A 23,666-nucleotide genomic window follows, 5' to 3' on the forward strand; every position below is an offset into this window, starting at 1 on the left:
CCGCCACCCCCGGCGGCGTGCCGTCGTTGCGATCAACGATGACCGCACTCACCCGCCGCCTCGCCGGGGCCCTCTGCGCCGCTGTCCTGCTCGCCGGTTGCACGCCCGCACGCGCACCCGGGCCGTCCGGGCCGTCGGCCTCCGCCCCCGCCGGCGACGCCCGGCCGAACATCGTGCTGGTGCTCACCGACGACCTGTCGCTGAACCTGGTCCGGTTCATGCCGCACGTGCTCGCCCTGCAGCGCCGCGGCACCACGTTCACCAACGCCACGGTCACGAACTCGCTGTGCTGCCCGTCGCGCGCCTCGCTGCTCACCGGCCGGTACCCGCACAGCACCGGCATCTTCACCAACGACGGGATCGACGGCGGCTTCGTGCTGTTCCACCGCCGTGGCCACGAGAACTCGACGTTCGCCACCGACCTGCAGCAGGCCGGCTACCGCACGGCGCTGCTCGGCAAGTACCTCAACCGCTATCAGCCGGCGAACACGCTGGGGACCGCGGCGCCGTACGTGCCGCCCGGCTGGAGCGACTGGCACGTGGCGGGAAACGGGTACGCGCAGTTCGGCTACACGCTCAACGAGAACCACGTCGTGCGCCGCTACGGCCACGCCCCCGGCGACTACCTGACCGACGTGCTCAGCGCCCGGGCGTCGGCGTTCATCGAGGAGTCGGCCGCCGCCCGTACGCCGTTCCTGCTCGAGGTGGCGACGTTCGCGCCGCACTCGCCGTACACCCCGGCACCGCGCGATGCCGGCGCCTTCCCCGGCCTGACCGCGCCCCGCGGGCCGGCCTTCGACGCGCTGCCCGCCGACCCGCCGAAGTGGCTGGCGGACCGGGAACCGCTCACCGCCGGCGAGCGCGCCCGGATCGACGACACCTTCCGCAAGCGGGCACAGTCGGTGCGATCGGTGGACCGGCTGCTCGCGGCCGTGCAGGCGACCCTGGCCAGGACCGGCGTCGCCGGCAACACCGTCGTGGTGTTCACCTCGGACAACGGCTTCCACACCGGCGAGTACCGCCTCAACCCCGGAAAACAGACGGCCTTCGACACGGACGTACGCGTGCCGCTCGTGATCGCCGGCCCGAACGTCGGCGCGGGCCGGACCGTCGCCGCCCCCGTGCAGAACATCGACCTGCGGCCCACGTTCGCCGACCTCGCCGGAATCCCCGCCCCACCGCAGGCCGACGGCCGCAGCCTCACACCGCTGTTCGCCGGCCCGGAGCCGCCCTGGCGCACCGCCGCCCTCATCGAGCACCACGGCCCCGACGCCGACCCCACCGACCCGGACCGCCCCCGCCCCGGCAGCGGCAACCCGCCGTCGTACGCGGCGCTGCGGACCCCGGCCTACACCTACGTGGAGTACGTCGACGGCTCGCGGGAGTTCTACAACCGGCGGGTGGACCCGCACCAGCTGCGCAACATCGCCGCGAAGCTGCCGCCGGAGCGGCTGGCGGAGCTGCACCGGGCCCTGAAGGCCCTGACGACCTGCCGCGCCGACACCTGCCGGACCGCCGACCGGGTGACCGGCTGAGGACCCGGACGAGAGAGCGGTGGCCCGGCCTGCCGCCGGACGCGGCCGGCCGGGCGCTCCGGGCCGCCCCGCCCGCGGCCGCCTACCGCAGCATGCTCGCGGCCGCTACGGGGTCGTGAACAGGGCGAGGCGGCTGCGCGTACGCCCGCCCACCGCCGTGAAGGCGCCGCCCGCCGCGATGCGGGCGCGGGCCGGGTCGGCGGTCACGACCTGGACGCCCCAGGTGCCGTTGGCGCGGGGGTTCCAGGCGGTGAGGCGGCCGTGGGTGTCGAGGGCCGCGAGCTTGACCCGGGGCGCGTAGCCGGCCGGGCAGCCGAGCTGGGCGATCGTGCTGGTCGTGCGGCAGGCGCGGTCGAAGTGGCCGCCGACGTACGTGATGCCGCGCAGCACCGCGAGGTTGTGCACGTCGCCGTCGAAGAGGTGGGTCCAGCGGATGGCGCCCGCCGGGGTGTAGCCGACCGCCCGGCCGCCCGGCCCGCCGGTGGACGTGGAGATGCCGGTGGGTGAGACGGCGATGTCCATGACGAACGCGGGTGCCTTGGGGCGGAAGGCGCGGACCGGGACCCCGGCCGCCGTGGTCACCGCGGCGAGGCGGGCCTGGGCGGTGCCGCCGACCCGGTGGAAGTCGCCGCCCGCGTAGAGGCGGGTGCGGGTGGCCGCCAGGGCGCGGACCCGGCCGTCGGTGGCCGCCCGGAAGCCGCGGTCGAGGGCGCCCGTGCGGTGCGAGAACGCGGCGAGGTTGCGCCGGGTGACGCCGTCGACGGCGCCGAACGAGCCGCCGATGTAGATCCGGCCGGCGCCGACGGCCAGGGTGGACGCGGTGCCGGAGACGCGGTGCGAGAAGGGTGCGACCCGGCCGGTGACCGCGTCGAGCCGGGCCACCGCGTCGCGGCGCACGCCGCCGATCTCGTCGAAGTCGCCCACCGCGTACACCGCGGGGCGGCCGGTGCGGGTCACCGCCAGCGACCGGACCGTGCCGTTCGCCGTGGGATTCCAGGCCAGGACCGCTCCGGTACGGGCGCTGAACGCGGCCAGCCGCTTGCGGACGTACGTCCGGCCGCGGAACGTCACCTCGGTGAAGGAGCCGCCGGCGTAGATCACGTCCCCGCGGAACGCCAGCGACCAGACGGTCGAGTTGAAGGCGGGCGTGGACGCCGCCGAGTCCCGTACGGTCGCGCCGGCCGGTGCCGGTGCGAGCGGGACGAGCAGGCAGGTCAGGGCGAGGATCGCGGAGAGTCGGCGCACACGTTGATCAACTGGCCGGGCGGGCCGGAGGTCACGCCACCACGCCGGCCCGCCGCTTCTGCCGGTACATGGCGTGGTCGGCGCGGGCCACCAGGGCCTCGACATCGTCGCCGGGGCCGCCGAGGGCCCAGCCGACGCTCGCGCCGACCCGGTGCACGCCGGTCCCGCCCTGGATCGGCTCCGCGATCGCGGCCCGCAGCCGGCCGGCGGTGCCCGCGACGGTGGCGGCCAGGTCCACTCCGGTCAGGACGGCCACGAACTCGTCGCCGCCGGTCCGCGCGATCACCTCCGCGCCGGGCAGGTGCGCGCGCAGCCGGTCGGCGACGAGCTGGAGGACCTCGTCGCCGGCCTCGTGACCGGCCGCGTCGTTGACCTTCTTGAAGCCGTCCAGGTCGATGACGAGCACGGCGACCTGCCGGCCCGGCTGTCGCCCGGCCGCCTCGGCGCGACTTTTCAGCAGGGTGCGGTTGGCCAGCCCGGTCAGTCCGTCGTGGGTGGCCGCGTACTGCGCCTCGGCCCGGCTGCGTTCGAGCTCCGAGTGCAGGCGGGCCTGCTGGATCGCGATCGCGGCGTGCTCGGCCAGCAGCGCCAGGATCTCCTGCTGCTGCGGCCCCGGTTTGCGCAACCCCTCGGGCAGGTCCACGCTGAGCACCCCGAGCCACTCCCCCGACGGCGCCATCAGGGGCGCGAAGAGGCAGTCCATCGGGTGCCACATCGCCGGGTCGTCGGTCTCCTCGATGTCCGGCGTCCACACGTACAGATCCTCGGGGACGCCGGTGCGATGGTCGACGAAGTAGAGGGTGCCCCACCGCTCGGCGCGCCGGAACAGCTCCCGCCAGTTCTCCGCGGAGCCGGTCTTGCCGAGCAGCTCCCGGCGCAGGTCGTCGTGGCCGGCCACGGCGACGGTGGTGTAGTCGCCATTGGACTCGGCGAGGTTGACCGCGGCCAGGCCGAAGCCGGCGACCTCGACGACGCCGCAGGCCACGGCGTCGAGGGTCGCGGTCAGGTCCCGGCTGGCGTACACCCGCTTGGTCACCGCGTGCAGGGCCCGCAGCGCCTGCAACTGGGCGTCGGCACCTGCCATCCAGCCTCCTCGACCGGCGTCCTGATCAACTGACCGTAGTCCATACCTGCACGAGCTGTGGACCCCGGACCCCCGCCGGTGACTCCCGGCATAGCAGGATCGAGCCATGACTATCGCCTACGACGTGACCGGGGACGGCGCCGCCGTTCTCCTCCTGCACTCCACCGCCTGCGACCGGCGGATGTGGGATCCGCAGGTGCCCGTGCTCGCCGACGCCGGCCACCTCGTCGTCCGGTGCGACCTGCCCGGGTTCGGTGACACGCCGATGCCCGTGCGGCCGTACGACGAACCCCGGGACGTGCTGGACCTGCTGGACCTGCTCGCCGTCGAGGAGGCGGCGGTGGTCGGCTCCTCCGGCGGGGGCCGCATCGCGCTGGAGGTGGCCGCGCGCTGGCCGGACCGCGTGGCGGCCCTGGCGCTGCTGTGCACGGCGATGGCCGGCCACGAGCCCGGTGCCGAGCTGCGGGCGTACGGCGATCGCGAGGACGCCCTGCTCGCCGCCGGCGACGTGGCGGGTGCGACCGAGCTCAACGTGAAGACGTGGCTGGGGCCGTACGCCGACGACGCGGCCCGCGCGAAGCTGCGCCTGATGCAGCGTCACGCCTTCGACGTGCAGCTCGCCGCCGCCGACGAGCCCCCGGCGCTGGAGGTCGACGCCGACCTGACCCGGATCACCGCCCGGAGCCTGCTCGTGTCGGGCGCCCACGACTTCGCCGACTTCCGGGAGATCGCGGCCCACCTCGCCGGCTTCCTGCCGCGGGCGCGGCACGTGGAGCTCGACTGGGCGGGCCACCTGCCGAGCCTCGAACGGCCGGACGTGGTCAACGGGTTGCTGCTCGACTTCCTGGGGGCGGTCAGCGCACGATGAGGCGGTTGCAGACGTCGCGCACGCCGGGGGTGGACCAGACCCGGCGGCCCGCCGCCTCCTTCGCGGCCGGCGACTCCGCGTAGCCCTCGATGATGACGACGTTGTTCTGGACCTCGATCACCAGCTCGCGGCACCGGACCTGCGGGTCGCGGGCCAGGCCCAGCGCCGCCTCGCGCAGCAGCGTGGCCTCCGGGCCGGGGCGGAAGAACGTGTCCTCCTCGCCGTCGAGGCCGTACGGCTCCTCGCGGGAGATCCAGTCGTCGTCGAAGGACACGGGGGTCAGCTCCTCGCGTACGGTGTGCCGGCCCGCAGCCAGTCCAGGGCCTCGGCGCAGTCGTCGAAGACCGGGAACAGGCCGTCGACGTGCATGGTGTGCAGCACCGTGAGCACGAACCGGGACGGCGCCACCAGGCACACCACGCCCCCGTCGCGGCGGGCGGTGCGGTGCGCGCGGACCAGCACACCGAGGCCGGTGTCGTCGAGGGTGTGCACGCCGGCCAGGTCGATCACCACGTGCGGGTGCCGCCGTACGGCCGCGGCGAGGGCCTCGCGCAGGTCCGGCGCGACGGCGGCGTCGAGGCAGGCACGGACGTGCACCACCGTGGCGCCGGGGCGGTCGTCGAGTTCGACCGGGGTGGCTGTCATCGGGCCTCCTCCACCTCGAGGACGTGGTCGACGCGGGCCAGGCCGAGCATTCTGCGTACCCGTGCCACCGGCGCCCGCAGGGTGAGCCGCGCGTCCGCGCGGATCATCTCCCGGTGCAGCTGGAGCAGCAGGACGATGGCCGCGGCGTCGATCCGGGGGCTGCTGCGCAGGTCGATCACGAGGCGCGCCGGGCGGGCGGCGGCCGCGGCGGCCAGCCGGTCACGCCAGCGTTCCACGGCGGGGCCGTCCAGCGCCTCGGTGACGACGACCGTCGCCTCGGGGACCGGATGCTCCGTTCTCACCCGGCCAGACTCGCGGACGGGTGTGGCAGCCGTTCCGCGGCCGTATGACGGTTCCGTGACATCTGCGCGGCCGGGCGCCCGGAAGCTCGCCGCCGGTCCCGCCCGGCGGGGAGAATGCGGGCATGTCAGCCGTACTGGTGATCGAGGACGACGACCGGATCCGCCTGTCGCTGCTGCTGGCGCTGGAGGACGAGGGTTACGCGGCGACCGGGGCCCCGACCGCCGAGGAGGGCCTCGCCGCGCAGCGCAGCCGCCCCGCCGACACCGTGCTGGTCGACCTCATGCTGCCCGGCATCGACGGCTTCGAGTGCATCCGCCAGCTGCGCCGCGCCGACGACGTGCCGATCGTGGTGATCAGCGCCCGCGACGACACCCAGGACATCGTCGAGGCGCTCGAGGCCGGCGCGGACGACTACCTGGTCAAGCCGGTCGCCGTGAAGGAGCTGACCGCGCGGCTGCGCGCGTTGCGGCGCCGCGCCCGGGTCGTCGCCGACGACGAGGTGCCGGTGCTGCGCTTCGGCGCCCTGGAGATCTCGCCCGAGGCCGGCGAGGTGCGGCTGCACGGGCGGCCGGTGCCGGTGACGCGCACGGAGTTCCAGCTGCTGTGCGAGCTGGCCGAGCATCCCGGCCGGGTGCTGTCGCGCCAGCAGCTGCTGCAGCGCGTGTGGGGCTACGACACCGGCGACGAGCGGCTGGTCGACGTGCACGTGGGGCGCCTGCGGCAGAAGATCGAGGCCGACTCGGGCGCGCCGCGGCACCTGGTCACCGTCCGCGGCCTGGGCTACAAGCTGCAAAGATGAGAAGGGCCGGGCTTCGCGTACGCGTCATCGCCGGTTTCGCCGCCGGCGCCCTCGCCCTGTCGGCGACGATGGCCCTGGTCTCCTTCCAGGTGGTCCGGCGGTCGCTGCTGGACGAGCGGGAGCGCACCGCCGTGCGCGCGGCGTACTACGACGCCGAGGTGGTCCGCTCCGGGCTCGGTTCCGCCGTGCAGCCGGACACGGTCATCGGTCTGCTACGCGCGCTGGACACCGGCGAGAACAGGCGCGCGGTGCTGCAGCGCGACGGCGAGTGGTATTCGCGGCAGGCCGACACCGGGGTCACCGACGCCATCCCGGCGGCGCTGCAGCGGCGGGCGGCCGAGGGCGTGCCGGCGGTGCAGCGGGTGCTCGCCGACGGGCGGGCCACCCTGGTCGTGGCGGTGCCGCTGCCGGACGGCGACGTCCTCTACGAGGTCGACTCGATGCAGGAGCTGGAGCACACCCTCGGGGTGCTCACCGGCGTACTGACCGCCGTCGCGGTGAGCACCGCGGCCCTGGGCGCCCTGCTCGGCTGGTACGCGAGCCGCTACGTGCTGCGCCCGCTGACCCGGGTCGCCGACGCGGCGCAGGAGATCGCCGGCGGGGCGTCGAAGTACCGCCTCGACCCGGCCGCGGAGCCGGATCTCGCGCGCCTGACGACCTCGTTCAACCACATGGTCGACGAGCTGTCCGCGCGGGTGGAACGCGACCGCCGGTTCGCCGCGGACGTGAGCCACGAGCTGCGCTCCCCGCTGCAGACCCTGGCCGCCGCCGCGAGCGTGCTGGAGCGCCGGCGGGACCGGCTCGACGACCGGACGGCGACCGCGGCGGGCCTGGTCACCGACGAGATCGCCCGGTTCCAGAAGCTCGTCGACGACCTGCTGGAGCTGTCCCGCGGCGACCGCCCGGCGGCCCGCGCGGCGGTGGACGTGCCCGCGCTGGCCCGCCAGGTGTGCCGCGACCGGCAGGTGCCCGAGGGCATCGTCGGCGGCGACGGGGCCGGGCCGTGGCTGGTGGACCGGCGCCGGGTGAGCCAGCTGCTCGGCAATCTGCTCGACAACGCGCAGGCGTACGGCGGCGGTGCGGTGGCGGTGCGGCTGGCGCTGGTGGACGGCGTGGGCCGGATCGAGGTGGACGACGAGGGACCCGGGGTCAGCCCGGACGACAAGCAGGTGATCTTCGGCCGGTTCGTGCGCGGCCGCTCCGCCGGGGCGCGCGCCGACTCGGCCGGCGCCGGCCTGGGCCTGGCGCTGGTGGCCCAGCACGCGGCGGCGCACGGCGGCACCGCCACCGTGCTGGACCGTCCGGGCGGCGGGGCCAGGTTCCTGGTCGAGCTGCCGGGGTGCGCCCCGTGAGGCGGTTGATCCTCCTGCTCCTGGCGCTCGGGCTCGCGCTCGGCCCGGCCGGCTGCGGCATCACCCTGGACGACGAACCCCGCGACATCGAGACGCCGGGGCGCCTGGGCACCTCCGGGGAACCGGCCCCGGTGGGCGCCGGTTCGGCCGTGCTGCGGCTGTTCATGGTCCGCGACGGCCGCCTGGTGCGGGTGCCCCGGCGGGTGCCGGCGCCGCTCGGCCCGCGCCAGCAGCTCGACGCGCTGCTCGCCGGCCCGACCGCGGAGGAACGCCGGGACGGCCTGACCAGCGCCGTGACCACGATGACGGTGACCGGCCTGCGGCTGTCCGGCCGCCGCGCCACGATCACCATCGGCGACCGTCCGGACGAGCTGGTCCGCAGCGACGAGGTGCTCGCCTTCGGCCAGATCGTGTGCACGCTGACCAGCCAGACCGAGGTGGGCACGGTGTCCTTCGAGTCCGCCGGCGAGCCGCTGGGCGTGCCCCGCGCGGACGGTTCCCTGGCCGACGGCCCGCTGACCATCGCGGACTACAACGGTCTCCTGGATTGACCGATATAGTGGCGTCCGTCGATGTCATCCGACGAAGGCGGGTATCCCCTTGCGCCTGTTCACCGTGATCGCCGTCTGCGCCACGTTCCTCGGCGTCCCGCAGGCGGCCTCGGCCACCGCGCCGGCGGACTGCTACGACCGCGCCGCGCCCGTCACGTACGAGGAGGGGCGGATCGAGACGCCCGCGCTGCCCGGCGGCACGCGGGTGCCGTACGAGCTGGTCGAGGCCGGCGGCTTCGGCGCGTATCCGGACCGGCTGCGCGCGGAGCTGTGCCGGGTGCGCACTTCCGCCGCGGCGGAACGCGTCCTGCGACGCCACGGCGCGCGGCTGTGGGAGACGGCGGTCGCCCGCGCCCAGGGCCGGATCACCATGGGCACGATCGACCGGTACGACGACCGCCCGCTCTACTGGACCCGGCTGATGGGCACCCGCGACCTCCGCCAGTGGCAGCCCCGGTTCCCGCTCGACGACGCCGGCCGCGCCGCGCTGCTGCGGACCTACGAGTACGCCTCCCGCGGCGTCTCCTCGACGACCTTCGGGCCCGGGGTGAAGCGGGTGCTGGTGAGCGGCTTCGACCCGTACCAGCTGAACGGGGAGATCCGGCGGTCCAACCCGTCCGGCGCGTCCGCGTTGCAGCTCGACGGGCTGACCTACGGCGACGGCGCGCAGAGCGTACGCGTGCAGGCCGTGATGTTGCCCGTGACCTGGAGCGGCTTCGACGCCGGCATCGTCGAGGACGCGTTCGGCCCGCACCTGACCGCCGGGGCGCGCGAGCCGGCGGACCTGATCATGACGATCAGCCAGGGCAACCGTGGCGTGATGAACATCGAGCAGTGGGCGGGCGCCTGGCGCGGCGGCTCCCCGGACAACAACAACGAGGGCGAGGCGGAGCTGATCCCGCCGGCGCCGGGCTGGCCGCAGCCGTCGCCCACCCCGGAGTTCATCGAGACCACGCTTCCGTACGGCGCGATGATCGACGCCGGCACCGGCCCGTGGCCGACCGCGCTCAACCCGCGCCTGTGCGAATGGGCGGCGGGCACCCGGCCGACCGGCCCGGTGCAGTGCCGCACCGACGGCCCCTCCCCCGGCAGCCAGGCACAGTCCGGCGGGGGCGGCGACTATCTGTCGAACGAGAGCATGTACCGCTCCAACCGGCTGCGGCTCGAGCTGGGCAGGACCGGCCTGCCGGGCGGCCACCTGCACATCTCCGCGCTGGTGTACCCCGCGAACCCGCTGGTCGTGATCAACGACGCGTTCTCGGCGGACCGGGCCGCGACGGTCGACCAGACGGTCGCCCTGGTCCGGGCGGCCGGCGCCGCCGCCTGAGAACACGGAAAAGGGCCGCCCTCCAGGGCGGCCCTTTCTTCTTGCGCAAGTTCAGCTCAGCAGCGACGGAATCTTCTCGAACAACTGCGTCGTGTACGTCACCATCTCGTGCAACATCCAGTTCCCACTGAACAGAATCGCCGCACCCACCGCGATCGCCTTCGGCACGAACGACAGCGTCGCCTCCTGAATCTGCGTCACCGACTGGAACAACGAGATCGCAAAACCGATCAGCAACGCCGTCAGCAACACCGGCGCACACATCTTCGCCGCAATGGTCATCGCCTGCAGGCCCAGCTCCACGATCTGCGTGTCCGTCATGCCATCCCCTTCGGGCCCCCACCCCCACCCCGGAGTGCACAACAGGAAGACGACGGTTGCCGTTCGGTGCAGGCCCGCAAAACCCTCAAGTCGGGCCCTGGTTGCGAAACGGTGGTTTCCGGCCGTGTCGCCTCTCACCGATGGATCTTGTCAGCCGCGCCGCGCGTCGCGCCGATGGAGCAGGTGGCCGTGAACATCCCGGCCCTCCTCGATCGTGACGACCGGAAATGGATCATGCACTCCTCTGCTCTGCTCGGCTGGTTCGGCGCTGCCCTGTCCATGACTCTCCCCTGGCCCCAGGTCTGGCGCTCGTGCGCTCAGGGCCGCACCGGCGGCCTGTCGGCGACCGCCTGCTGGATGGGCGCCGCGATGCCGGTCGGCTGGATCACGTACGGGCTCCTGACCGGCGAGATCGTGCAGGTGGTGACGAACGCCGTGACCGGCTCGGCCGGGCTGGCGGTGCTGGTCACCATCCTGGTGAAGCGGGGCGAGCTGCGGAGCGCGCGCCGGCTGCTGATCACCGCGGCCGGTGCGGCCGGCGTGGTGGCCGCCGCCGGGGGCAGCGCCGCCGTCGCCGTGCTGACCGAGGCGACCGGCGCGCACGTGGCGACGTTCCTCGGCACGGTCCTCGCGGTCGCGGCCATCCTGTCGTCGATCCCCCAGCCGCTGGCGCTGCTCCGCGACCGGGGTCAGGACCTCGCTGGCCTCTCGCCGCTGCGCTGGCGGCTGGCCGCGGGTTCCTGCGCGTGCTGGATGGCGTACGGGCTCGTCACCGCCCAGCCGGCGGTCTGGTTGTCGGCGGTGGTCGGCCTGGCCAGCGCCCTGATCGTCTGCTGGTTCCTGCGGCCCGCGCGGGCCACCCGTACGGTCGCCGCGGTTACGGTCCGGGCGGCGACGCTGATCATCCGGCCGGCGCGCGGCACCGCCCGGGTGGTCCGCCCGGCCGGCGCGGCGGGTGAGGCGGCCACCGTCGTCCCGCGGCCGGTCGCGCGCCCCTCGTCCGCCCGCATCGTCCGGCCGGCCTCCGCCGCCGCCCGTTCCGCCCGTCCGGTCACCGGACCGGCCGCCGGCCCCCGCACCGTCCGGGCCTCCCGGGGCGTTCCGGTCTGATCGGGCAGGCCGGATGGCACTCCGCGCAACACTTCCGTCACGAAGATCCTCTACCGGGAAAGCCCGGGCCCGGACCACTGGTACCCTTGCCGCGCTTTTCGCCCCATGGAGGAGAAGACGTGCGCCGGAACCTGCTGGCTCTTGTGACGGTCGGGATGCTGACCATGAGCGGCCTCGCCGCCTGCACCGACGACGACGGGGACGGCACCAAGGTCCCGGTCCGCGGCGGCGACGGCACGGGCAAGGTCGGGGTGATCATGCCCGACACGACCAGCTCGCAGCGCTGGGGCTCCGACGACCCGCGGCTGCTGAAGGCGGCGTTCGACGCGGCCGGCGTCCCGGTCGACATCCAGAACGCCCAGGGCGACCCGGCGAACTTCCAGCGCATCGGCGACCGGATGATCGCCGAGGGCGCCACCGTGCTGATCACCGCCAACCTCGACCCGGCCAGCGGCAAGTACGTGCTCGACAAGGCCAAGGCGGCCGGGGTGCGCACGATCGACTACGACCGGCTGACCCTCAACGCCGGCGCGAACTTCTACGTCAGCTTCGACAACGTCAAGGTCGGCGAGCTCCAGGGCCAGGGCCTGGTGCGGTGCCTGTCGGAGCAGAAGCGCAAGGCCGGCGAGGGCCCGCCGCGGATCGCCTACCTCAACGGTTCGCTGAGCGACAACAACGCCCGGCTCTTCATGCAGGGCTACAACTCGGTCCTGCAGCCCAAGTACGACGACGGCAGCTACCTCAAGGGCCCCGACCAGTCGGTCGACAAGTGGGACCCCAAGCTGGGCCGCTCGATCTTCCTCGAGATGTACGACCAGTTCAAGGACCAGGGCATCGACGGCGTGCTGGCCGCGAACGACGGCCTGGGCGGCGCGGCGATCAGCGTGCTGCGCGAGCGCGGCCTCAACGGCCGGGTGCCGGTGACCGGGCAGGACGCCGAGACGCAGGGCCTGCAGAACGTGCTCGCCGGCGACCAGTGCATGACCGTCTACAAGCCGATCAAGAAGGAGGCGGACGCGGCGGCCCGGCTGGCGATCGCCATCTTCAAGGGTCAGCAGGTCAAGACGACGGAGTCGGTCAAGGACCCGGAGTCCGCCGCGTACGTGCCCGCCGTGCTGCTCGAGCCGATCGCCATCTTCAAGGAGGACGTCGGCAAGGTCATCAAGGACGGGTTCGTCTCCAAGAAGGCGGTCTGCGCCGGGCGCTTCGCGGCGCTGTGCGAGGAGAACGGCATCAAGTGACGCGCACGGGGGACGGCCGCCGGGCCGTCCCCCGTGGTCGCGTCAGGACGCGAACTCGGTGCCCGAGTAGAACGCCGGGCCCGAGCCGGTGCAGTAGTGCACGGCGACGAGCAGCGCCGGCCGGCTCGCCACCCGGTCCGGGACGTACAGGTGCATCCGCAGCCCACTCGGGTTGGCGCCGAAGCCGGTCACCTCCTGCAGCGACGCGGCCTGTGCCACCGCCGGGGGCACCAGCACCGCCAGCGCCGCCACCGCGGCGAGGACCGCCTTCACGATTCCGCGCATGGCGGCCGCGCTCAGCTCGCCGCGCAGGTGGCGGCGGAGGGTCCGGTGCCGGTGCCCTGGAAGCCGAACTCGGTGCTGCCGGAGGCCGGCACGGTGCCGTTGTAGGCGGCGTTGGTGAAGCGGACGGTGCCCGTCGTGCCGCTGTTCTGCGCGCTCCACGTGTTCGTGACGGCGGCACCGGAGGGAAGGGCGACGGTGACGGCCCATCCGGAGAGCGCCGAGCCGCCGGCGGTGACGCGTACGGTGGCCACGAACCCGCCGTTCCACGAGTTGAGCGACACCGTCGCCGTGCAGGCGCCCGTGGGATCGGGCGGGGTGCTGGGCGAACTCGGCGGCGTGCTGGGGTCGACCGGCCCGCCCGCGTTGAGCGCGTTCAGCGTGGACGTGTACGCCGCCTTCTTGTTGCCGTTGCCGTCGAAGAGCAGCGGGGTCCCGCCGGCCCGCCACGAGTCGGTGTCGCGGATGCCCCACACGGTGATGCCGTTGCACCGGGTCACCGCGAGGCAGGCCCGGACCACGCGGGCGTAGTTGTCGGCCTGCGCCTGGCCGGATCCCTCGATGTCGAGCTCGGTGATCTGCACGTCCAGGCCCAGGTTGGCGAAGCGCTGCAGGTTGGCCTGGTAGTCGCTCGGCACCGGGGAGGCCTGGTTGAAATGCGACTGGAAACCGACGCAGTCGATCGGTACGCCCCGCGCCTTGAAGTCCTGCACCATGGCGTACACGGCATTGCTCTTCGCGTTCTGCCCGTCGGTGTTGTAGTCGTTGTAGCAGAGCTTGGCGGAGGGGTCGGCGGCCCGCGCGGTACGGAACGCCACCTCGATCCAGTCGTTGCCGGTGCGCTGCAGGTTGGAGTCGCGGCGGGCGCCGTTGCCGCCGTCGTCGAACGCCTCGTTCACCACGTCCCAGGCGTAGATCTGTCCCCTGTAGTGGGTGGCGACCTGGGTGATGTGGTTGACCATCGCGTTACGCAGCGCCGTGCCGCTCATGCTCTGCGCCCAGCCGGGCTGCTGCTGGTGCCAGGCCAGCGCGTGGCCCCGGATCCGCTGGTTGTGCGAACGGGCGTGGCTGACGATCGGCTCCGCGCGGCTGTAGCTGAACGAGTTCTGCGAGGGCTCGGTGGCGTCCCACTTCATCTCGTTCTCGGCGGTCACCATGTCGAACTCGCGGTCGAGGATGCCGGCGTACGTGCTGTCGGAAAGCTTGCCGGCGGCGACGGCCGTGCCGAAGTACCGGCCGGTGGCCGCCGCCGACGCACCGAGCGTAGTCGCTGCCTCGGCCGAGGCGGTGGCGACGAGCACGCCGCCGAGGGCGACCGCGAGCGCCGCCGCCGCGACGCCGGCGGTCCGTGCGGGGTTTGTCATGGGGGAGCCTTTCGTCGGGGAGGTAGCGCCGGGAGCGATCCATCCGGATCGATCGACGGGTGGCCGGACGCTAACGAAACACTCCCGAAACTTCAACGGCACCCCGCGATGCCTGCCGAGCACACAAAGGCCTCCTTAGGGGATATTTCACTGCGCATATAGGACAAGAGCGATCCGGAAGTTTCGGTTTCTTCGCACCATGCGGAGAATTGGGAGCGCTTCCATCCGATCTCGCCGGCATCGCACCGCGGGTTGCCGGGGAGGCGCCACGCACCCTGGACGCCCAGGAGACGCACCGCCCACCCGGCTGAACCCGCTCGCCGCCCCCCACCCGGCACGGCCACGGCAGTGGCCGTTCCCGCACCCGCCGAGCCTCACCTTCGACCGGCATCGATCACCGTGAGTGATATCGCGGACCCTCGACCGGCGGCGCTGCCGGTCAGGGCTTGCGCAGGAGCGCCACGCGGCCGAAGGGGAGCTGGACGACGCGGACGAACTCGAAGCCGCCGGCCTCGGCCTCCTTCGCCAGCTCCTCGGCCGGCCGCGAGAAGGGCAGTTCCTGCGCGTGGGCGACGAGCCGGTTCAGGGCGAAATCCGCCCGCGCGGCTTCGCTCGACGAGTCGGCGACCATCTCCTGCAGGATCAGCCAGCCCCCGGGACGCAGCGCGCGCCGGACCGCCGCGAGCGACTCGGCGCGGGTCGGCGCGGGGAAGAACGCATGCGCCCAGAAGGCGGCGTCGTAGGCGTCGGCCTCGTCCAGAGTGCGGGCGTCCGCGAGGCGGACCTCCACGCGGTCCTCCACACCGGCCTCCTTGGCCCGGCGCGACAACTCGGCGGCGACAGCGGGGATCCGCTCGACGGCGGTGATCCGCACGCCCGGGTGGACCACGGCCGCGTTGAGCAGGAAGCCGCCCACGCCGCTGCCGACGTCGAGATAGCGGCCCTCCCGCATCGCGGGCAACACCTCGGGCATCGGCTCGAGCAGGGCCGGGATCAGCCCGCGCGCGCTCTCGACGGGGCGCAGACCGAACGACCTGGCGATGACCAGGGCGTCCTGTTCGGTCGCGGGGGCGCTGCCGGTGCCCACGATGTCGGCGATCTGCCTGACCCGCAACGCGTCGGCCTCGATCTGCGCCTCGACGTCGAACGCCGCGCCGTCGTCGAGCAGCTCCGCGAACGAGGCGGCGAGCCGGTACCGGTCGCCGTCCCGGCCGGCGACGCCGTTCGCGACCAGCGCCTCGAGGATGTCGCCGGTTCGCTCGACGGAAAGGCCGGCGAACTCCGCGACCTCGGCCTGCTCGCGCGGCTCCGCCAGGAAACGCAGCCAGCCGTGCCGGTTGACGGCCGCCAGCAGCGCGAAGGCCCGCGCGCCATGTCCCCAGGAGTTCAATAGATCATTTGACATGCCCGTATCGTCGTGGCTGGAGTCAAGCGCGACGGCCGGCCGCCCGCTCCGCGTCCCGATCTCTTCGCACCATGCGCGGAAATTGGGAGCGCTTCCATTGAGGCTTGTCGACCCCCTGTGGCAGGTTGCGGGTGAGGTGCCGGGCTCCGGCACCACCGGCGAGGAGGCCACCGTGACGCCCGAGAAGCCGTACCGCCCGACCCGGCGAGGCCTGCTCGCCGCCGTGACCGGAACCGCCGTGGCCGCCGCCGTGCCCGCGCCGGCCGCCGCCGGGCCCCGCACCCCCGGCCGGCACCGATCACCCTGGGTGACGTCGTGGGCGTCAATGCCCCAGCTGACCGAGCCCGGCAACATGCCGCCGGCGCCGTACGTCCGCGACGGCGTCTCGCTGCCGGACACCACCCTGCGCCAGACCGTACGGGTCACCGCCGGTGGCGACCGGTTGCGGCTGCGCTTCTCCAACGCCTTCGGCGGCGCCGACCTGCCGATCACCACGGTACGGGTGGCGCTGCCCGCGGACGGCCGGGCCGGCGTACCGGCGATCCGCGAGGGCACCGGCCGCACCGTGACATTCCGCGGCGTGCCGTCCGTCGTGGTGCCGGCCGGCGCCCAGATCGTGTCCGACCCCGTCGAGCTGGGCGTGGAGCCGGGCAGCAACGTGACCGTCACGACGTACCTCCGCGACGGCCAGCCCGGCCCGGCGCTCACCTCCCACCCCGGCTCCCGGACGACGTCGTACCTGGTCGCGGGCGACCACACCGCGGACCTCACGCTGACCGGCGCGACCCCGGTGGACCACTGGTACCTGCTGAGCGGGCTCGAGGTGCCGGCCGGAGCGCGCACCCGGGCGGTGGTCGTCGTCGGCGACTCCCTGACCGACGGGCGCGGCTCCACCACGAACGGTAACGACCGCTGGCCCGACCAGCTCTTCGACCGGCTGCACCGCGCGGCGCGCACCCGCCACGTGGCGGTGGTCAACGAGGCGGCGGGCGGCAACCGGGTCCTGCGCGACGGCCTCGGCCCCAACGCCCTGGCCCGGCTGGACCGCGACGTCCTGGCCCAGAGCGCCCCGGCCTGGGTGATCCTCTTCGAAGGCATCAACGACATCGGTACGGCGGAAGCCACCCCGGACGGCCAGCGCCGGATCACGGAGGAGCTCCTGACCGCGTACGACCAGATCATCACCCGCTGCCACGCCCGCGACCTCGACGTCTGCGGCGCCACCCTGCTGCCCTTCGGCGGCAACACCGGCTACGACGACGACGCCGGCCTGCGCGAGGACACCCGCCGTACGGTCAACGCCTGGATCCGCTCCGCCGCCCGCTTCGACGTGCTGGCCGACTTCGACGCGGCCGTCCGCGACCCGGCCGCCCCGTCCCGCCTCCGCCCCGAATACGACACCGGCGACCACCTCCACCTGAACCCGGCGGGCTACCACGCCCTCGCCGAGGCGGTCCCCCTCCGGCTCTTCACCACCGGGTAGCCGCAAGGAAGCCCACCGGCATCGGCGCGGTCGAGCCAGGTCCCTCATCCCGCGATCCGCTCCCGGGCGGCGATCGCGGCGGCGAGCATCATCTCGTCCGCGCGCAGCTCGGCGTCGTCGTCGCCGATGGTGCCCGGGAGTCGATGCCCGGAGGCGATGAACCGATCCAGCCGGTCGAGAATCGGCCGTGCGTGCGGGCCCATAGCGGCCAGGACCGGCAGTGCCCTGCGTCCGTGCAGGTCGTCGGACAGGTATCGCGGGAGGAGGTCGAGGAGTTCATCGGCCGCCGTGGGGCCTTCGTGCTGCCACAGTGCGCCCGCCGTGTCCACCTGCGCCAGACCTGGCCGCCGGAACAGGCTACGCAGCTGTTCGTGTTGACGCCCGGTGAGCCCGCCGTGCCCAGCGAGCCAGGTCAGCAGGGCCGGCGCCACGCCTCCGCGGCGAAGCTCCCGCGGCCGCCCGGCGAGATACTCGTCGGCGCCGCACCGCCGGGCGGGAGTCCGTGGTGAAGGTCAGGAGGTGGCGGGTCAGCGGCTCATCGCGATCGGCCTCGGCTCAGCGAAAGACGGATGCCCGCGCCTCGCTGCCCGGAACCAGGACATCGCCCGACACGATGCCCTCTTCCCACGATTCCCCACCGCTCAAGGGCGGGACCGCGCGCCCTTCTCCACCGTCATGCCCGTGATCCTCGCCCACCGGCAGCGGAGCGCGCAACGTGACGTCCTGCGGGCGTAGCGGCGAGGGCACAGCTACCCTGAGTGACATGCTCCGGTGGGTCCGTACGTTTCTCGTTCTCGTCGTGGTGCTCCCGGGCGCCGTCGTTCTCGGGGCCGGACCGGCCGCGGCCTACGACCGGGAGACGGTGTACGCGCTCGGCGTGGGCGGCAACCTGGTGGCCGTCCTCGACCCGGCGAAGCCGAACTCCGCGGAGGCGGTCATCCCCGTGGCGCCCGGTGCCATGGCGATCGTGCTGTCCCCCGACGGGCTGCGGGCCTACGTCGCCCACCGCGGCGGCGCCCCGTCGATCTCGATCATCGACACCGTGGCCGGCAAGGTCGTGGGCAGCGTGCCGTTGCCGGGCGACCCGTCGTGGCTCGCCCTCTCGCCCGACGGTCAGCGGCTCTGGTTCACCCACCGGCCCGCCTCGTCCTTCACCGAGCGGCCGGCCTTCGTGAACCTGCCGACCGGCGCCGTCCAGCAGCTCGGCATCGACCTCAAGGGGAACTCCTGCCGGATCGGCGTCACGCCCGCTCTCGCCACGGCGGTCTGCCACACCGGCGAGGCCACCTCGCTCACGTTCTCGACCGGCGAGGTGCTGCACGGCCAGGTGCACGGCGACGGCGCGCTCGCCGGCCTGGTCGTGGACCCCGAAACCCACCAACTATGGGCGTACGAGTACTCCGAACTCACGCTGTACGCCGCCGACCCCCGGACGTTCGTACGGCAGAACCGGTTCGTGCTGGGCAGCGTCGTCGAGTACGGCACCGGCCTGGCCTCGCTGCCCGGCGACAAGCGGCTCTTCCACCTCTACGACAACGGCCAGGTCGTCACCCTGGACCGCGACACCGCCGCCGTCCACCACGTCGGCGCCGTACCCGGCACCCCGAAATCCCTCCAGCTCGGCGCCGCGGCAACCCGGGTGTACGTCGCCGCCACCAGCGGCTCCGGCACCACCGTCCACCGCGTCGACACCACCACCGGCGTCACCACCGCCCTGCTGTCCGGCCTCTCCCCCGCACCCCAGGGCTTCGCCGTCGGCACCGTGCCCCAACTGCCGTACCTCGACCTGCAGGCGGCGCTCGCCGTGACCACCGCGGCCGGCCCGGCGTACACCTGGACCGCCCGCCTGCGCAACGCGGACGCCCGCCTGTCGGCGGAGGCCCGCGCGACCCTCACCTTCACCGGCACGACCGTCGACCTGACCGCGGTGCAGGCCCCGCCCGGCGTACGCTGCTCCCCCGCCCGCGCCGGCCTCCGATGCGACCTGGGCCGCATACCACCGGGCGGCACCGTGCCCATCGACGTACGGGTCCGACCGGCCGACGGAGGCACGGTCCGCGCCACCCTCACCGTCACCAGCGACCACCCCGACCCCCGCCCGGCGAACAACACCGCCACCACCACCGCGGGCGGCCGCACCTGACCATCACGGCACGACCGCCGCACCCCCGCAGGACTCGGCAGGCCGGCGCGTCAGTCGCTGCCGAGAGAGCTGAACTGAAGGCCGGCCAGGCGCCAGCCCTCGGGCAACTCGACCCACGTCTGGCCGACCCGGACGGTCAACGTCATGGCCTGCCCACGCCAGCGCGAACGGCTACGCTGGACGCACCGGACGATCGCCGCGTGACCGTAGAACGACACCTCCACGTCGCTGCTCTCAAGGCTCTCGTACGCGAACTCCCCGAACTTGCCGAGCCATTGCGCCTTGTCGAGCACATAGCCCTGTTCGCCGATGGAGCGGAAATCGTCGGCCAGCAGCCGGCTCAACGACTCCGTGTCGCCGCTGGACTCGGCCTCATCGAAGGCCCGCGCCAGCCGTTGAATGTCCCCAAGCATGACCGGATCATGCCTGACCGGGCACCAGCACCGGGCCGTGATCCTGCCGCTGCCCCGTCCCGGAGCCGAGGCCCCGCAAGCCGGACACGCAGCCCGCGCGACTTCGCTCCTGGCTTAACGGCCGGGACCTCGAGAAGGCGAGGTGTCGTCCTATGGTGAGCCTATGGCGGACCTGCGGCACACCGATGGTCATCGCCGGCCGCTGTTGCGCACGGTGGTCGGCGAGGTGTTGCGACGCCGGCGGCTGGAACAGCACCGCACTCTCGCCGAGGTGGCCCGCGACGCGAACGTCTCGGTGCAGTACCTTTCCGAGATCGAGCGCGGGCTCAAGGAGCCCAGCTCGGAGATCGTGGCGGCGGTCTGCGACTCGTTGAGCTTCGAGCTGGTCGACCTGCTCGACCAGGTGCGACAGGATCTCACCGGCGGCCGGGCCACCGTGCTGCGGTTCGGCACCGTCCCCTTGCGCCGGGCAGAGCCGGCGCCGGCGCCGATTCGCTCCCGGCGCGGCGGCGACGTCGTGCTGCTCGCTGCCTGATCCGTGCGGGGTGGCCCGCCCTCTACGCGCTCAGGCGGTATGTGCGGGAGGGCCGGGTGGTGATCACCTGGTCGGCCAGGCCGTAGGCGACCGCCTCCGCCGCGGTCAGCGCCATGCTGCGGTCCGTGTCCTCCCGAATCTTCGCTGTCGAGTGGCCGGTGTGGTCGGCGAGTATCCGGTCCATCTCGGCCCGTACCTTCGCCACCTCTTTCGCCTCGACCGCCAGGTCGGGCAGGGTGCCGCGGGCCTGGCTCGATGGCTGGTGCAGCGTCACCTTGGCGTGCCGCAGCACCGAGCGCTTACCTGGGGCGCCGGCCGCCAGCAGAGCCGCCGCCGCTGACGACGCCTGCCCGACGCAGAAGGTCGTGACGTCACAGCGGATGAAGTTCATGGTGTCGTAGATCGCCGTGAGCGCACTGAACGATCCGCCCGGCGAGTTGATGTACAGCGCGATCTCCTGCTCGCCGGCCGACTCGAGGTGCAGCAGCTGGGCGATCACCACGTTCGCGACACCGTCGTCGATCTCGGTGCCGAGGAAGATGATGCGGTCGGAGAGCAACCGGGAGTAGATGTCGTAGGCGCGCTCGCCGGTCGGCGTCTTCTCCACCACGGTGGGAATCGTGTACTGGCTCATGCGCTCAGCCCCATCGGCAAACGCTGGACCGTGGGGCGCACGTCGTCGACGCTGCCGAGAATGTGGTCGATGAGTCCGTACTCCCGGGCCTCTTCCGCGGTGAACCACCGGTCCCGCCTGCTGTCGCGTTCGATGGTCGCCATGCTCTGCCCGGTGTGCTCGGCGGTCAGTCGCAGCAGCGTGGTCCCGATGCGTTCCAGCTGGTCGGCGTAGATCTCCACGTCGGCGGCGGTGCCGCCGAAGCCGGCGGAGCCCTGATGCATGAGAACCTGCGCGTGCGGGAGGCTGAAGCGTTTCCCTGGCGTACCCGCGGTGAGCAGGAACTGGCCCATGCTTCCGGCCAGACCGAGGGCGAGGGTGCTGACGTCGTTCGGAATCAGCCGCATGGTGTCGTAGATGGCAAGCCCGGCGCTGACCGACCCTCCCGGCGAGTTGATGTAGAGGCTGATCGTGCCGAGCGGGTCCTCCGCGGAGAGCAGCAGAAGCTGCCCGCACAGCCGGTTCGCCACCGGATCGTCAACCTCACTGCCGAGCACGATGATCCGCTGATGCAGCAGCCGAGCGGCCACCTGGTCGTCGATGGACCCCGCGGTCCAGGGGCTGACCCCATTCGTGAGTTGCATGCTCGCCGTCTCCTCGTGTTCGCCGTGGTGGCCTCCACGATCGGCCGGAAAACGCCGACACACCAAGCAAATCTGCTGTCAGCGGATGGCCGGCAACGAACGAACGCCGGGTCGAGCGGTCACCCTGACCGACGCATTCGACGAAGGAAAGGGCATCACTGCCGACGGGTACGGCCGGTCCGCAGCGCCACGGCGCCGGTGAGGAGCAGCAGGAGGCCGGCTGCGGTCAGGGGCAGGGTGGCCGGGCCGGTGATCGGGAGGCTGCCGCCACCGCCGCCCGTGCCGCCCGCGACCGCGCTCGGTGCGGGCGATGGCGGGTGTGAGGGGGTCTGCGGGGGCTTCTTCGAGAACCGTACCTGGAAGGTTGTGCTGTCGTTCGTGCCGTCGATCCTGCTCGGCACGTCGTCGACGCGCAGGCCTACGCGGTTGCGGGTGCCCCAGGTGTCGGCGTTCGCGCGGGACGGCATGCTGTGCCGCAGCCGGACCTCCTCGCCCGGTTTCACCTCGCGGTAGACGTCGCAGATGAAGCTGCCCGGGTCGGCGAAGCAGTCCGCCTCGGGGTTGGTGACGCGGCCTCCGCCGTACCAGCGGCCCTCGTACGATTCGAAGAGCGTGAAGTGCCGGATCGTGGCGGGCCCGTTGTTGCGGACTATCGCGGTGAACTCCACCGGCTGGCCGGCGGTGACCGGGTTCCTCGGCGGTTCGGCGCGCACCGTGAGATCGGCCCCCGCCACCGCGGTGGTCGTCGCGTCCTGGGTCTTGCCGTCGGCGCCGACACGTACGGTCAATCGGGTGCCCGGGGCCACGTCCTCGCCGATGCCGACGGTCGCCGTCCAGGCCGCGGTGTCCGAACCGATCAGGACGTCGTGCCGGTCGATGCGGCACGTCACGATCTGCCCGGCCGGCGTACAGGGTCCGGCGTTGTAGTTGCCGTTCGAGGTGTTGTACGCGTACGGCTCGGGTGACACGTACGTCATGCCGTCCGGCAGTGTCAGCGTCAGCACGAGGCCGTCGGCCTCCGCGTCGGAGGTGATGCCACGGGCCTGGAACAGCAGCTCCGCCGTGTGGCCGATCGGCGCCTCATCGGGAGCGATCAGGTACAGCGTGCGATCCTCCGGCGCCCGTGCCGCGCCCATCGCGGCCACCCCGCCGAGGAGAAGGGCCATGAGCATGGCAGATCGACGCGTCCCCATGGCCGCGGAGTATGGCACGACGACTCCGGTGATCGGAAGGTCACCGACGCGATCGGCGCCAGGGCTGCGCCCACCCGGCGGGCAGCAGGAAGGCCGCGGCCAAGGCCCCATGTGGTCCTCGAACCGACCGGCCATCCGCTCGCGGTGGAGCGTTCGGGAGATGGCCGAACTACTTCTCCCACCGGTAGCCGAGGGGCCGGAGGAGCGCGCCATCTCAAGCGGACGGCGAACCCCGCGGTGCACCCAGAACCAGCGCCGCCATGTCCAGCAGCCTTGTGTGATAGCCGGCTTCGTCGCCGGGCAGCTCGGGTATCACACACTCGAGTTGGCGCTCGCAGGTCGCGAGGACATCCCACCGCCGGTCATCGATCGCGCCGCCGTTCTGCAGCCAGCTACTGACGCAGCCGGCGACGTTCGCATCGAGCGTGACCATGTCAACGCCGGCTACCTCGGTGGATCTCGAGCGGGCGGGGAGAGTCGCCTCGCGGTGCGCCCTCCAGAGTTCCGCTACGGCCGTCATCCGGTTCTGCTCCACGTCCAACGACACCCCCGGTCCTTGAATACGCACCAGACTGTAGGCGCAGCTGGCTCGCGGTCGGCCTTGGCGGGGTGGGGGTGGGAGCGCACAATGCTGGGCGTGATCGACACGGAGGCGGCGGCTTCGGCGGCTGTTCAGGGGTGGTTGGACTCGCTGGCCGGGGCCGAGGGGTTCCGGGTCAAGGCGGTGGCCGACGGTGGTCCGGTGTGGCGGGCGGTGGCGGGCCGGCCCGGGACTCATCTCGGGGAGTTCTGCGCGCGGGTGGACAAGACGACCGGGGTTGTTCAGGCGGGCTTCGTGCCGCAGGTCGGTCCGTCGGCCCGGGACGGGTATGTGCTGATGATGCGGTCGGTGGTGGTGCCGGAGTTGCGGCGGCTCGGTTTCAGCGGTTCGGGGCGCCGGTTCACGATGCGGGCCGGGAAGCATGCGGGGACGATCGCGTTCCAGCAGTCGCGGGGCAACACGTGGATGGGCGTGAAGTTCACCGCCGACGTCAGCGTGGCGGGGTCCGGTGGGACCGCCCGGCTGGGTTCGATCAGCCATCACGGCGGCGACCACTGGTGGGCGGTCTGGGCAGGGTTTCCGACCGGCGACGTGGCTGCCGATCTGATCACCGCGATCCGGGATCACGCCGTCCCGGCGATCAAGGGCGGGCGCGGACCGGGAGCGTGA

26 protein-coding genes and 1 pseudogene are annotated in these 23,666 nt (G+C 73.0%); 12 read left to right on the forward strand and 15 right to left on the reverse strand.

Annotated features, from left to right (window positions below):
• The first annotated feature begins 38 nt into the window (after nt 1-38).
• Nucleotides 39-1,535, forward strand: coding sequence for a sulfatase family protein (locus CLV70_RS02455; protein WP_106124642.1), 1,497 nt, complete (start codon nt 39-41; stop codon nt 1,533-1,535).
• Between the two features lie 105 nt (nt 1,536-1,640).
• Here CLV70_RS02455 and CLV70_RS02460 read toward each other — a convergent pair whose 3' ends face one another.
• Together CLV70_RS02460 and CLV70_RS02465 are read right to left on the reverse strand one after the other, a co-directional pair.
• A complete protein-coding gene (locus tag CLV70_RS02460) occupies nt 1,641-2,780 on the reverse strand; it encodes a hypothetical protein (RefSeq protein WP_106124643.1) in 1,140 nt (379 codons plus the stop codon).
• Nucleotides 2,781-2,811: 31 nt separating this feature from the next.
• Entirely contained in the window at nt 2,812-3,864 is a 1,053-nt protein-coding gene (locus CLV70_RS02465) for a diguanylate cyclase domain-containing protein (protein ID WP_146163929.1), read from the reverse strand.
• Nucleotides 3,865-3,970: 106 nt separating this feature from the next.
• On the opposite strand from CLV70_RS02465, the gene CLV70_RS02470 reads away from it, so the two are divergent.
• On the forward strand, nt 3,971-4,732 hold the full coding sequence (locus CLV70_RS02470) for an alpha/beta fold hydrolase (protein WP_106124645.1): 762 nt from the start codon (nt 3,971-3,973) through the stop codon (nt 4,730-4,732).
• Here CLV70_RS02470 and CLV70_RS02475 read toward each other — a convergent pair.
• From CLV70_RS02475 to CLV70_RS02485, 3 genes are read right to left on the reverse strand one after another with little or no spacing between them, the layout of a single operon-like run.
• On the reverse strand, nt 4,719-5,006 hold the full coding sequence (locus CLV70_RS02475) for a BON domain-containing protein (RefSeq protein WP_158277681.1): 288 nt from the start codon (nt 5,004-5,006) through the stop codon (nt 4,719-4,721). The two genes, CLV70_RS02470 and CLV70_RS02475, sit on opposite strands and share 14 nt — an antisense overlap.
• Nucleotides 5,007-5,011: 5 nt before the next feature.
• On the reverse strand, nt 5,012-5,377 hold the full coding sequence (locus CLV70_RS02480; RefSeq protein ID WP_106124647.1) for an STAS domain-containing protein: 366 nt from the start codon (nt 5,375-5,377) through the stop codon (nt 5,012-5,014).
• Nucleotides 5,374-5,679, reverse strand: coding sequence for an STAS domain-containing protein (locus CLV70_RS02485; protein ID WP_158277682.1), 306 nt, complete (start codon nt 5,677-5,679; stop codon nt 5,374-5,376). The genes CLV70_RS02480 and CLV70_RS02485 overlap by 4 nt, the downstream gene beginning before the upstream one ends.
• A 122-nt stretch (nt 5,680-5,801) precedes the next feature.
• On the opposite strand from CLV70_RS02485, the gene CLV70_RS02490 reads away from it, so the two are divergent.
• Genes CLV70_RS02490 through CLV70_RS02505 form a run of 4 tightly spaced genes read left to right on the forward strand, consistent with a single transcriptional unit; the run spans nt 5,802 to nt 9,709 of the window.
• Complete coding sequence (locus CLV70_RS02490; RefSeq protein ID WP_106124649.1) at nt 5,802-6,479, forward strand: response regulator transcription factor; 678 nt, start codon at nt 5,802-5,804, stop codon at nt 6,477-6,479.
• Entirely contained in the window at nt 6,476-7,831 is a 1,356-nt protein-coding gene (locus CLV70_RS02495; RefSeq protein ID WP_106124650.1) for a sensor histidine kinase, read from the forward strand. The genes CLV70_RS02490 and CLV70_RS02495 overlap by 4 nt, the downstream gene beginning before the upstream one ends.
• A 5-nt stretch (nt 7,832-7,836) precedes the next feature.
• On the forward strand, nt 7,837-8,382 hold the full coding sequence (locus tag CLV70_RS02500; RefSeq protein WP_106125010.1) for a GerMN domain-containing protein: 546 nt from the start codon (nt 7,837-7,839) through the stop codon (nt 8,380-8,382).
• Between the two features lie 49 nt (nt 8,383-8,431).
• Entirely contained in the window at nt 8,432-9,709 is a 1,278-nt protein-coding gene (locus CLV70_RS02505) for a hypothetical protein (RefSeq protein ID WP_106124651.1), read from the forward strand.
• Nucleotides 9,710-9,760: 51 nt separating this feature from the next.
• Here CLV70_RS02505 and fliQ read toward each other — a convergent pair whose 3' ends face one another.
• A complete protein-coding gene (fliQ, locus tag CLV70_RS02510; RefSeq protein WP_106124652.1) occupies nt 9,761-10,030 on the reverse strand; it encodes a flagellar biosynthesis protein FliQ in 270 nt (89 codons plus the stop codon).
• Between the two features lie 147 nt (nt 10,031-10,177).
• Between fliQ and CLV70_RS02515 the strand changes: the two genes are divergently transcribed.
• On the forward strand, nt 10,178-11,140 hold the full coding sequence (locus CLV70_RS02515; RefSeq protein WP_245907966.1) for a SemiSWEET transporter: 963 nt from the start codon (nt 10,178-10,180) through the stop codon (nt 11,138-11,140).
• Nucleotides 11,141-11,259: 119 nt separating this feature from the next.
• Nucleotides 11,260-12,381, forward strand: a complete 1,122-nt coding sequence (locus tag CLV70_RS02520; protein WP_106124653.1) for a sugar ABC transporter substrate-binding protein — start codon at nt 11,260-11,262, stop codon at nt 12,379-12,381.
• A 45-nt stretch (nt 12,382-12,426) separates the two neighbouring features.
• Here the strand turns inward: CLV70_RS02520 and CLV70_RS02525 are convergent.
• From CLV70_RS02525 to CLV70_RS02535, 3 genes and pseudogenes are all read right to left on the reverse strand, one after another.
• A pseudogene (locus CLV70_RS02525) lies at nt 12,427-12,666 on the reverse strand (extracellular catalytic domain type 1 short-chain-length polyhydroxyalkanoate depolymerase); the annotation flags it as partial.
• Nucleotides 12,667-12,677: 11 nt separating this feature from the next.
• A complete protein-coding gene (locus CLV70_RS02530) occupies nt 12,678-14,027 on the reverse strand; it encodes a glycoside hydrolase family 10 protein (RefSeq protein WP_106124654.1) in 1,350 nt (449 codons plus the stop codon).
• Between the two features lie 439 nt (nt 14,028-14,466).
• Nucleotides 14,467-15,432 (reverse strand): SAM-dependent methyltransferase, encoded by a 966-nt coding sequence (locus CLV70_RS02535; RefSeq protein WP_106124655.1) that lies wholly within the window; start codon nt 15,430-15,432, stop codon nt 14,467-14,469.
• 97 nt (nt 15,433-15,529) lie between these two features.
• Between CLV70_RS02535 and CLV70_RS02540 the strand changes: the two genes are divergently transcribed.
• A complete protein-coding gene (locus CLV70_RS02540; RefSeq protein WP_245907967.1) occupies nt 15,530-16,915 on the forward strand; it encodes an SGNH/GDSL hydrolase family protein in 1,386 nt (461 codons plus the stop codon).
• A 44-nt stretch (nt 16,916-16,959) separates the two neighbouring features.
• Here the strand turns inward: CLV70_RS02540 and CLV70_RS38910 are convergent, their stop codons facing one another.
• On the reverse strand, nt 16,960-17,346 hold the full coding sequence (locus tag CLV70_RS38910) for a hypothetical protein (RefSeq protein WP_146163930.1): 387 nt from the start codon (nt 17,344-17,346) through the stop codon (nt 16,960-16,962).
• 332 nt (nt 17,347-17,678) lie between these two features.
• On the opposite strand from CLV70_RS38910, the gene CLV70_RS02555 reads away from it, so the two are divergent.
• On the forward strand, nt 17,679-19,058 hold the full coding sequence (locus CLV70_RS02555; RefSeq protein WP_146163931.1) for a DUF11 domain-containing protein: 1,380 nt from the start codon (nt 17,679-17,681) through the stop codon (nt 19,056-19,058).
• A gap of 50 nt (nt 19,059-19,108) precedes the next feature.
• Here the strand turns inward: CLV70_RS02555 and CLV70_RS02560 are convergent, their stop codons facing one another.
• Complete coding sequence (locus tag CLV70_RS02560; RefSeq protein WP_106124660.1) at nt 19,109-19,471, reverse strand: nuclear transport factor 2 family protein; 363 nt, start codon at nt 19,469-19,471, stop codon at nt 19,109-19,111.
• A gap of 163 nt (nt 19,472-19,634) precedes the next feature.
• On the opposite strand from CLV70_RS02560, the gene CLV70_RS02565 reads away from it, so the two are divergent.
• A complete protein-coding gene (locus tag CLV70_RS02565; protein ID WP_106124661.1) occupies nt 19,635-20,006 on the forward strand; it encodes a helix-turn-helix domain-containing protein in 372 nt (123 codons plus the stop codon).
• Nucleotides 20,007-20,028: 22 nt separating this feature from the next.
• Here CLV70_RS02565 and CLV70_RS02570 read toward each other — a convergent pair whose 3' ends face one another.
• From CLV70_RS02570 to CLV70_RS02585, 4 genes are all read right to left on the reverse strand, one after another.
• Entirely contained in the window at nt 20,029-20,640 is a 612-nt protein-coding gene (locus CLV70_RS02570) for a ClpP family protease (protein ID WP_106124662.1), read from the reverse strand.
• Nucleotides 20,637-21,263, reverse strand: coding sequence for a ClpP family protease (locus tag CLV70_RS02575; RefSeq protein ID WP_106124663.1), 627 nt, complete (start codon nt 21,261-21,263; stop codon nt 20,637-20,639). The genes CLV70_RS02570 and CLV70_RS02575 overlap by 4 nt, the downstream gene beginning before the upstream one ends.
• Nucleotides 21,264-21,418: 155 nt before the next feature.
• A complete protein-coding gene (locus tag CLV70_RS02580; protein WP_146163932.1) occupies nt 21,419-22,456 on the reverse strand; it encodes a hypothetical protein in 1,038 nt (345 codons plus the stop codon).
• 214 nt (nt 22,457-22,670) lie between these two features.
• Complete coding sequence (locus CLV70_RS02585) at nt 22,671-23,003, reverse strand: hypothetical protein (protein ID WP_106124665.1); 333 nt, start codon at nt 23,001-23,003, stop codon at nt 22,671-22,673.
• Between the two features lie 90 nt (nt 23,004-23,093).
• Between CLV70_RS02585 and CLV70_RS02590 the strand changes: the two genes are divergently transcribed.
• The gene (locus CLV70_RS02590) at nt 23,094-23,666 is read left to right on the forward strand and encodes a DUF4304 domain-containing protein (RefSeq protein WP_146163934.1); all 573 of its coding nucleotides are present in this window, start codon (nt 23,094-23,096) and stop codon (nt 23,664-23,666) included.

Source organism: Pseudosporangium ferrugineum (assembly GCF_003002065.1).
GTDB classification, from domain to species: Bacteria; Actinomycetota; Actinomycetes; order Mycobacteriales; family Micromonosporaceae; genus Actinoplanes; species Actinoplanes ferrugineus_A.

Bases quoted from the DNA above. Each gene is read 5' to 3' on its own strand.
- fliQ (WP_106124652.1), bottom strand. From the start codon at position 10,030: ATGACGGACACGCAGATCGTGGAGCTGGGCCTGCAGGCGATGACCATT.
- CLV70_RS02580 (WP_146163932.1), bottom strand. From the start codon at position 22,456: ATGGGGACGCGTCGATCTGCCATGCTCATGGCCCTTCTCCTCGGCGGG.
- CLV70_RS02570 (WP_106124662.1), bottom strand. From the start codon at position 20,640: ATGAGCCAGTACACGATTCCCACCGTGGTGGAGAAGACGCCGACCGGC.
- CLV70_RS02555 (WP_146163931.1), top strand. From the start codon at position 17,679: ATGCTCCGGTGGGTCCGTACGTTTCTCGTTCTCGTCGTGGTGCTCCCG.
- CLV70_RS02490 (WP_106124649.1), top strand. From the start codon at position 5,802: ATGTCAGCCGTACTGGTGATCGAGGACGACGACCGGATCCGCCTGTCG.
- CLV70_RS02560 (WP_106124660.1), bottom strand. From the start codon at position 19,471: ATGCTTGGGGACATTCAACGGCTGGCGCGGGCCTTCGATGAGGCCGAG.
- CLV70_RS02465 (WP_146163929.1), bottom strand. From the start codon at position 3,864: ATGGCAGGTGCCGACGCCCAGTTGCAGGCGCTGCGGGCCCTGCACGCG.
- CLV70_RS02495 (WP_106124650.1), top strand. From the start codon at position 6,476: ATGAGAAGGGCCGGGCTTCGCGTACGCGTCATCGCCGGTTTCGCCGCC.
- CLV70_RS02455 (WP_106124642.1), top strand. From the start codon at position 39: ATGACCGCACTCACCCGCCGCCTCGCCGGGGCCCTCTGCGCCGCTGTC.
- CLV70_RS02535 (WP_106124655.1), bottom strand. From the start codon at position 15,432: ATGTCAAATGATCTATTGAACTCCTGGGGACATGGCGCGCGGGCCTTC.
- CLV70_RS02575 (WP_106124663.1), bottom strand. From the start codon at position 21,263: ATGCAACTCACGAATGGGGTCAGCCCCTGGACCGCGGGGTCCATCGAC.
- CLV70_RS02565 (WP_106124661.1), top strand. From the start codon at position 19,635: ATGGCGGACCTGCGGCACACCGATGGTCATCGCCGGCCGCTGTTGCGC.
- CLV70_RS02530 (WP_106124654.1), bottom strand. From the start codon at position 14,027: ATGACAAACCCCGCACGGACCGCCGGCGTCGCGGCGGCGGCGCTCGCG.
- CLV70_RS02470 (WP_106124645.1), top strand. From the start codon at position 3,971: ATGACTATCGCCTACGACGTGACCGGGGACGGCGCCGCCGTTCTCCTC.
- CLV70_RS02480 (WP_106124647.1), bottom strand. From the start codon at position 5,377: ATGACAGCCACCCCGGTCGAACTCGACGACCGCCCCGGCGCCACGGTG.